The organism is Paratractidigestivibacter sp. (assembly GCF_052362415.1).
In the GTDB taxonomy this organism is placed as follows: Bacteria; Actinomycetota; Coriobacteriia; order Coriobacteriales; family Atopobiaceae; genus Paratractidigestivibacter.
Genome location: NZ_DAWEMK010000045.1, coordinates 1 through 6,047, shown reverse-complemented (window position 1 = coordinate 6,047; position 6,047 = coordinate 1). Strand labels below are relative to the sequence as shown.

6 protein-coding genes are annotated in these 6,047 nt (G+C 64.6%); all 6 read right to left on the bottom strand.

The genetic code is table 11. The features are described from left to right. Positions 1-265 (bottom strand): hypothetical protein (locus tag ACT84W_RS06035; protein ID WP_444328571.1); only part of this gene is annotated, 265 nt, incomplete at its 3' end. After that, positions 265-1,485, bottom strand: coding sequence for a head maturation protease, ClpP-related (locus tag ACT84W_RS06030; protein WP_444328570.1), 1,221 nt, complete (start codon positions 1,483-1,485; stop codon positions 265-267). The genes ACT84W_RS06035 and ACT84W_RS06030, both read right to left, overlap by 1 nt. Continuing rightward, positions 1,472-3,049, bottom strand: coding sequence for a phage portal protein (locus tag ACT84W_RS06025; protein ID WP_444328569.1), 1,578 nt, complete (start codon positions 3,047-3,049; stop codon positions 1,472-1,474). Before ACT84W_RS06025 ends, ACT84W_RS06030 begins: the two co-directional genes overlap by 14 nt. A gap of 156 nt (positions 3,050-3,205) precedes the next feature. Continuing rightward, the gene (locus ACT84W_RS06020) at positions 3,206-3,472 is read right to left on the bottom strand and encodes a hypothetical protein (protein WP_118647711.1); all 267 of its coding nucleotides are present in this window, start codon (positions 3,470-3,472) and stop codon (positions 3,206-3,208) included. A 15-nt stretch (positions 3,473-3,487) separates the two neighbouring features. Beyond that, on the bottom strand, positions 3,488-5,320 hold the full coding sequence (locus ACT84W_RS06015) for a phage terminase large subunit family protein (RefSeq protein ID WP_444328568.1): 1,833 nt from the start codon (positions 5,318-5,320) through the stop codon (positions 3,488-3,490). Between the two features lie 73 nt (positions 5,321-5,393). Continuing rightward, positions 5,394-5,969, bottom strand: coding sequence for a protoporphyrinogen oxidase (locus ACT84W_RS06010; protein WP_256175097.1), 576 nt, complete (start codon positions 5,967-5,969; stop codon positions 5,394-5,396). Positions 5,970-6,047: the final 78 nt, after the last annotated feature.

The window sequence follows — 6,047 nt, the reverse complement described above, 5'->3', positions numbered from 1 at the left end:
CGGTGGTGCCGACTTCCACGTCCTCGGCGAGGATGCAGTTGGCGGTCAGGGTTTCGTTGGTGGTCGCGGTGGAGCCGAGGATCACCAGCTTGCCGTCGCCGGCGGTGCCGGCAGACAGAGCCATCACGGTGCCGCGCTTATAGGTGGCCGCGGCGGTGGCCTCCTTGCGGATGGTCACGGTGAGCACGTCAGCGACGGGCTCGTTGGCAACGATCAGGCCGTCATAGCCGACGCTGCCGAGGTTTTCGTCCAGTCTCTTGCTCATTACTTCTTACCTCCGTTCTGAGACTTGGTGGAGTTGTAGAGGCCGACGATGGCGTCCACCTTTGCCTTGTCGTCGTTTTCGCTGCCTTCTTCGCCGCCGTTAGGGGCAGCGCCGACGCCGGCAGCGCCGGACTCGTCGTTGTCAGCCTTGGCGTCCTTCAGGTGCTTGGCACCGAGGGCCGCCTGCTTCTGCATAGCCTTGAGCGCGAGCTGCTCAGCGGTGCAGGGGGTCTCGCCGTACTTGGCGTCCCTGACGAGCTGCGCGTCGCCCACACTTGCGGCGATGCTGTCGATGGCCTCGATGCGGGCGCGCTCCTGCGTTCTGGCAGTTTCGGCCGCCTGCTGCTCGATCTGAGCCACGACGTCGGGGTGCTGTGCTCTCATTTCTTCGAGGGTCATGGTCTTGTTGTCCTCCTTCTTGGGGCCGTCGTTCTTGGCGGCCGCGTGTTTATTTCCAGCCGCAGGGGCGGCGTGGATGCTGTTGTCGATGGGGATCGTCCCCGGGATGTGCCTGAAGCCCTTGACGTCGTGCCGGATGCCGGCGACGAGGAGCACCTTCTTGTCGGCGCTCAGGGTGACGTCGGGGCCTTCGTCCGTGAGCAGGGTGTCGGCAAAGCCGTTGTCAATGGCCTCCTGCCCGACCATCCACGTCTCGCGGGTCATCATGCTGCGGAGCTGGTCGACCTCGATGCCGGTCTTGGCGTGGTAGATCTCCGCGATGGCCCGCTCGCTCGCGTCGAAGTCCTTCTGGAGCTTCTTCAGGTCTGCGAGGGTGTAGTAGTCGTAGAGCAGCCCGGCGACGCCGTGGATCATCACCATGCTGCCGGGATAGACCTGAACCTCGTCGCCCGCGCAGGCGATGACGCTGGCCGCGCTGGCCGCGATGCCTTCCACGACGACGACCTTGTGGCCGGTCAGGCCCTTGATGGCGTTGTGGATGGCGATGCCGGTGTAGAGGTCGCCGCCGCAGCTATTGATCTTGATGGTGATGTTGCTCTTGCCCTTGACGGCCGCGAGATCCTCCATGAAGCTCTCGGGCGCGATGTAGAGGCCGGGCTCGGGCTCGCCCGTCCACCAGTCCACAGGCTGACGGCTCACGACGTCGCCGTAGAGGGTGATCTCGCCCTCGTCGTCGCCGGTGCTGGCGACGTTCCAGAACTTGATCGGCGTGCCCGCAGTCTGAGGCCCGGCACAGAGCCGGGGAGTGTTATGCGTTCTCATGCTTGTCTCCTTCCTTGATGCTTTTGATGGCCTCGGCGACGATTGCCTCCCGCAGAGCTGCGGAGATCGTGCCGCTGGCCGCTGTGCTCTGGTCGACCTGCCCCTGCGCTGCGCGCAGTTTCTCGTTTTCCCGAGCGAGCTGGTCGACGTTGGCGTCCCACTGGCCGCCGTTGAGTCGGATGGTCGCCTGTTCTCTGGTCGTGATGCCTTCGCCGATGGCGAGGATCTCGGCCGTGATCTCCTTCGTCGGGTCGAGCTGTCCCTGAGAGGGGCCGATCCACTCGGCGCCGAGGTATGCGGCGCGGATTGCCGGGTCTGCGAAGAAGCCCGGGGCGCTGATGCGGCCGCGGGCGACGGCTTCAGAGAGCCAGATCTCATAGACCGGCGTGCAGAAGTCATCGACAAACCACTTGCGTCTCATGCGGAACGCCTTCCACGCCTCCATCAGGGCGGCACGGCTGGCGCTGTACGAGCTGTTGAAGCTCTTGAGCAGCAGATCGGCCGGGATCTCGAGCGCCGCGCCCACCTGTTCGCAGATGGCGCGCAGGAAGGTGTTGAAGCCGCTGGCCGGCCGTTTGGGGTCTGCAAAGGTCACGTCCTCGCCGGGCTCCATGATGTTGATCTGCCCGGGGCCCATCTCGTACTCGTTAGGATCTCGGCTCACCTCCGGCAGGCTGCTCCCGACCTCGTTGAACGGGTTGTCGCCGGCGCCTGCCTCGGTCTTGATGAAGGCCGTGAAAAACGACTCGACGACCGCCGCGGTCAGCTCGCTCTCGGTGTAGCGGCGAAGCTGGAGCAGGGGCTCGATGACCTGCGCGAGGTAGCTGACGCCGCGGTATTGATCCGGGCGCTCGCTCTCCATGACGTGCAGGATGTTCGGCAGTCCAGTCCGCTCGCCGTATGCCTGAACGCGGGCCCACGTTGTCGTCGTGCTGCCGAGCTCGAAGGGGTAGGTGCTGCGGATGTGGTACGCCTCGATCTGGCCGTCGCTGTTCACCTCGACGCCGTCGTAGATGGTGTTGCCGTTGGCCGCCTTGCCGGTGGTCAGCAGCATCGGGGTGATGATGCCGGAGGTCGTCGGTGTGGCGACTCGGTCGGCCTCGATCAGATGCAGGCGCAGCGAGTAGGGCGTGAGCGGCGTCGGCTCGTACTGCTTCACGACGGCGAACACGTCGCCGCTGACCAGCCACGAGGAGAGCGCGAGCTGCTGCATGGCTGCGAAGTTGTTGACGCCGGTGGCGTCGCACGCCCTTTTGTTCTCCGACCAGAGGGCGAACTCCCGCTCGGCCTGAGCCTGCCATGCGTCCGCGGCCTCCTGCGTCATGCCGAGCGCCTCGCGGTCGATCCGGCTCTTGAGCTGGAGGCCGATGCCGACGACGTTGGTGCGGTTGGTGCGGATGGCAGAGGTGGCGATCGGGGCCGCCATGTAAAGCATCCGGGCACGCTGCCGCAGGGTGTAGTTGTTGGCGTCGATGTCCTCCTTCGGGCTGCCGCTCATAGCTCTGAAGCCCTTGGTCGCCTTCTTGTGCCAGCTTGCGCCGGCGTCGCCGTAGCCCTTATTCACGGGGCGCGGCTGCTGCCGCCTGTTTTGTGGGCGGCTTCTGCTTTTTCTTTTGCTGATGGTGCTCACCTCCTTCATGGTGAAGATGGCCGGGCCGGGAGAAAAGGAGCGAAAACTCCCGGCGTCGGCCTATGAAAAAAGCCCCTTTTGGGGCTTCTTTCACCAGTCTCGGGGCACTACTCCCACAGCTTTTCGCGGCTTCTCGCCGTTCAGTGCGGCCTCGAGGGCTTCGATGTCTGCCTCGAGCTGTTTGATGGCAGCCCGGATGGATCCGAGGTCGGTGTTGTAGCGGGCCAGATTGCGCGAGCCGATGCCGTAGCTCTGGACGCCTCCGTCCAGCATCTCGGCCTCTCGCTTCAGGTAGAGCTCCAGCCGGTTCCTCTTGATGGAGAGCTGGTACTCGATTTGTTCGCGGGTCTTTCTCATTGTGGTGTGTCCTCCTTACCAGTCGTCGAAGGCGTCGGCCCGGTTGTGCCGTGGCCGCTGCCGTCGCTGCTGCGGGGCCTTCGGCTTTTCCTCCAGCCCTTGCAGGCGGCGCTCGATGGCGTCCATGTCAGGGTTGATGATCTTGAGGCCGGCGTTGGCATAGTCGCGGCAGTCGAGGGCCTCGTTGCGGTTGTGGCCGGGCAGCTTCTCCCACGCCCAGCGGTCGCCGCGGCGTGTGTGCGTGAGCACCAGCTTCTCAGAGAGGAGCCCGTTGAAGAAATTGAGGTCATAACCGGCGTCGGGGTGCCGGTTGAAATGGCAATATTTCGGCCCGGCCTCCTGCACCTTCAGATTAGCCATGATCGTCGCCTTGCCGGCGTCGACGCCGATGGTGTAGAGCCAGCAGGTGATCCGCTTGTTGTCGCGGATCGGCACCTTGCTCGGAGGCGAGACGAAGGGGATGCCGTCGCCGCCCTTGCCCTTGATGGCAAAGACGCGCTTGCCGACGCGGGCCCGGCACGCCTCATAGACCTCTTGGGTGAAGTGGCCGCCGGAGTCGACGCAGGTGATGGAGATCTTCAGACCGCGGCCGTTTTTGAACTTGTAGACGTGGTCGACCACGTTGTCGAGCCGCTGCCAGACCTCCGGGGTGTCTGGTCGGCCCATGATGTAGCCCTTGACGATGCCCCACGTCTCGCCGTACTTCCCGTGACCGACCACCTCGTATTCGAGGCGGTTGTCCTGAGTGTCGACGCCGCAGGTCAGCACGAGCACGCCGTCAGGCAGCTCCACAGGGGTGCCGTCCGGGCGGGTGCCGTAGTCCTCACGGCGGGCGAGCATGGTGTCCTCGTCCTCGAGGTCGCCGCGATCTTCCCACAGTTGGCCGAGCAGGGTGTTGTAGACGACCTTGAGGCGCTGCGGGTCATCCTTGGCGTCGAGGAACTTGAGGACGATCTTCTCCCACGGAGTCCACGGGCTCGAGAAGGCATTGAGCCAAAAAGAACGGACGCCTTTTTTGTAGGCGTCCGGGTTGTCGGCGATCCACTTGGCCGGCTGCTTTCGCATGACGTCCTCGGGGATCAGGCAGCCGCAGGCCGGGCAGCTCCACGAGACGCCGCTCTTGAGGCTCCACGACTTTTTCCCGCGGATCCGCTTGACCTCCGGGTCGAAATGGATATTGTCGAACACGATCTCGCTGTACTCCCCGCACTCGGGGCAGCGGTGGCACCAGCGTTCCTGCGTGCCTTGGTAAAAACTCGTCTCGATGTTGCTGTTGCCCTTGATGGTCGGGGTCGAGACCTCGACCGCCTTCGCGTTGTAGAATGTGGCCTGACGTGCTTCGGCCAGCGCCCACGGGTCGCCCTCGGTGCCGGCGCTGGTCGCCCAGCGGTCGCGCTCGTCGCCGATGATGTAGCGGGCGGGCGTGGAGGCCAGAGCCGAGGCGCTGTTGGAGCCGGTCAGGGTGAGCATACCGCCCGGGAAAGACTTCTGGAGGATCGTGTTGCCGCTGTCCTTGGCCTTGACGTCGTGCACCTTCGCCTTCAGGGGCTTGCTGTCGCGGATCATGGGGGCCACGCGGAGGCGGCTGAACTTTCGGGCGTCGTCGATGGTCGGGTGGACGTAGAGGATGCTGCCGGGGTCTTGGTCGATGATGTAGCCGATGATGTTGAGCTCGAGCTCGGACTTGCCGACCTGAGAAGCGGCTACCATGACTATTTTGTGCACCTTCGGATCCGTGAAGGCCCGCATGGGCTCCTCGAGGTACGGGGTGCGCTTGGTGCGCCACGGGCCGGCCTCGGCTGAGCTTTCCGGGGAGAGGCGGCGGTGCTTGTCGGCCCACTCGTCCACGGTCAGACTCTCAGGCGGGGCGAAGCGTTTGACCGCTCCGGCGATGGCGGTATTGAGCTTCGCGGCGGCTTTTTTAGTCGTCCGCGTCATCGGCGAGCTGTTCGCCCCAGCCTTCCCGATCCCTTACTCGCCGGGCGTACACCTCGGGATCGTATTTATAGCCGGCCAGCTCCGTCAGGATCTTGTAGACCTCTGTGCGGATGATCTCGGACGCCTCGGCGGGTGTTGCTGCGCCGGTGACGTCGACGGCCAGACGGCCCGGCAGGGCCACGAGCATCGACCTGATATTGTAGACGAGGTCGGTCATCACAGCCTCGACGTCCTCGCTGCGGTGCATGGTGCCCTCGAGCTCGCTGAGCTGGAGGGCGGCGATGTCTGCCTTGCTGCGCTTGAGGTCAGCCTCAGCCTCCAGACGCCGGCCCTCGATCTCGCTGTCCTTCTTCGACGGCTCCCGGCCGTTGGCCTTGGCCGTCAGGTATCGGATGTACCTCTGGATCGTCGGCAGCAGGTCGTAGCGGTTGGCGTTGCCTTCCTTGACCGCGGTGATGACGCCCTCCTTGGTGAGCTGCTGCACTCGGCGGGGCGTCATGTCGAACAGGGCCGCGATGGTCTTACTGTCGACGAGCTTGTTGTTGGTTGGGTTCGGCATGGCGTTCCCTCCTTTCTGCCGCTCGGGCGAAACGAAACGGCCCGAAAAAAATTTTCCCCGGCTGCGCGTTTTTTGGGC

Bases quoted from the DNA above. Each gene is read 5' to 3' on its own strand.
- ACT84W_RS06030 (WP_444328570.1), bottom strand. From the start codon at position 1,485: ATGAGAACGCATAACACTCCCCGGCTCTGTGCCGGGCCTCAGACTGCG.
- ACT84W_RS06020 (WP_118647711.1), bottom strand. From the start codon at position 3,472: ATGAGAAAGACCCGCGAACAAATCGAGTACCAGCTCTCCATCAAGAGG.
- ACT84W_RS06010 (WP_256175097.1), bottom strand. From the start codon at position 5,969: ATGCCGAACCCAACCAACAACAAGCTCGTCGACAGTAAGACCATCGCG.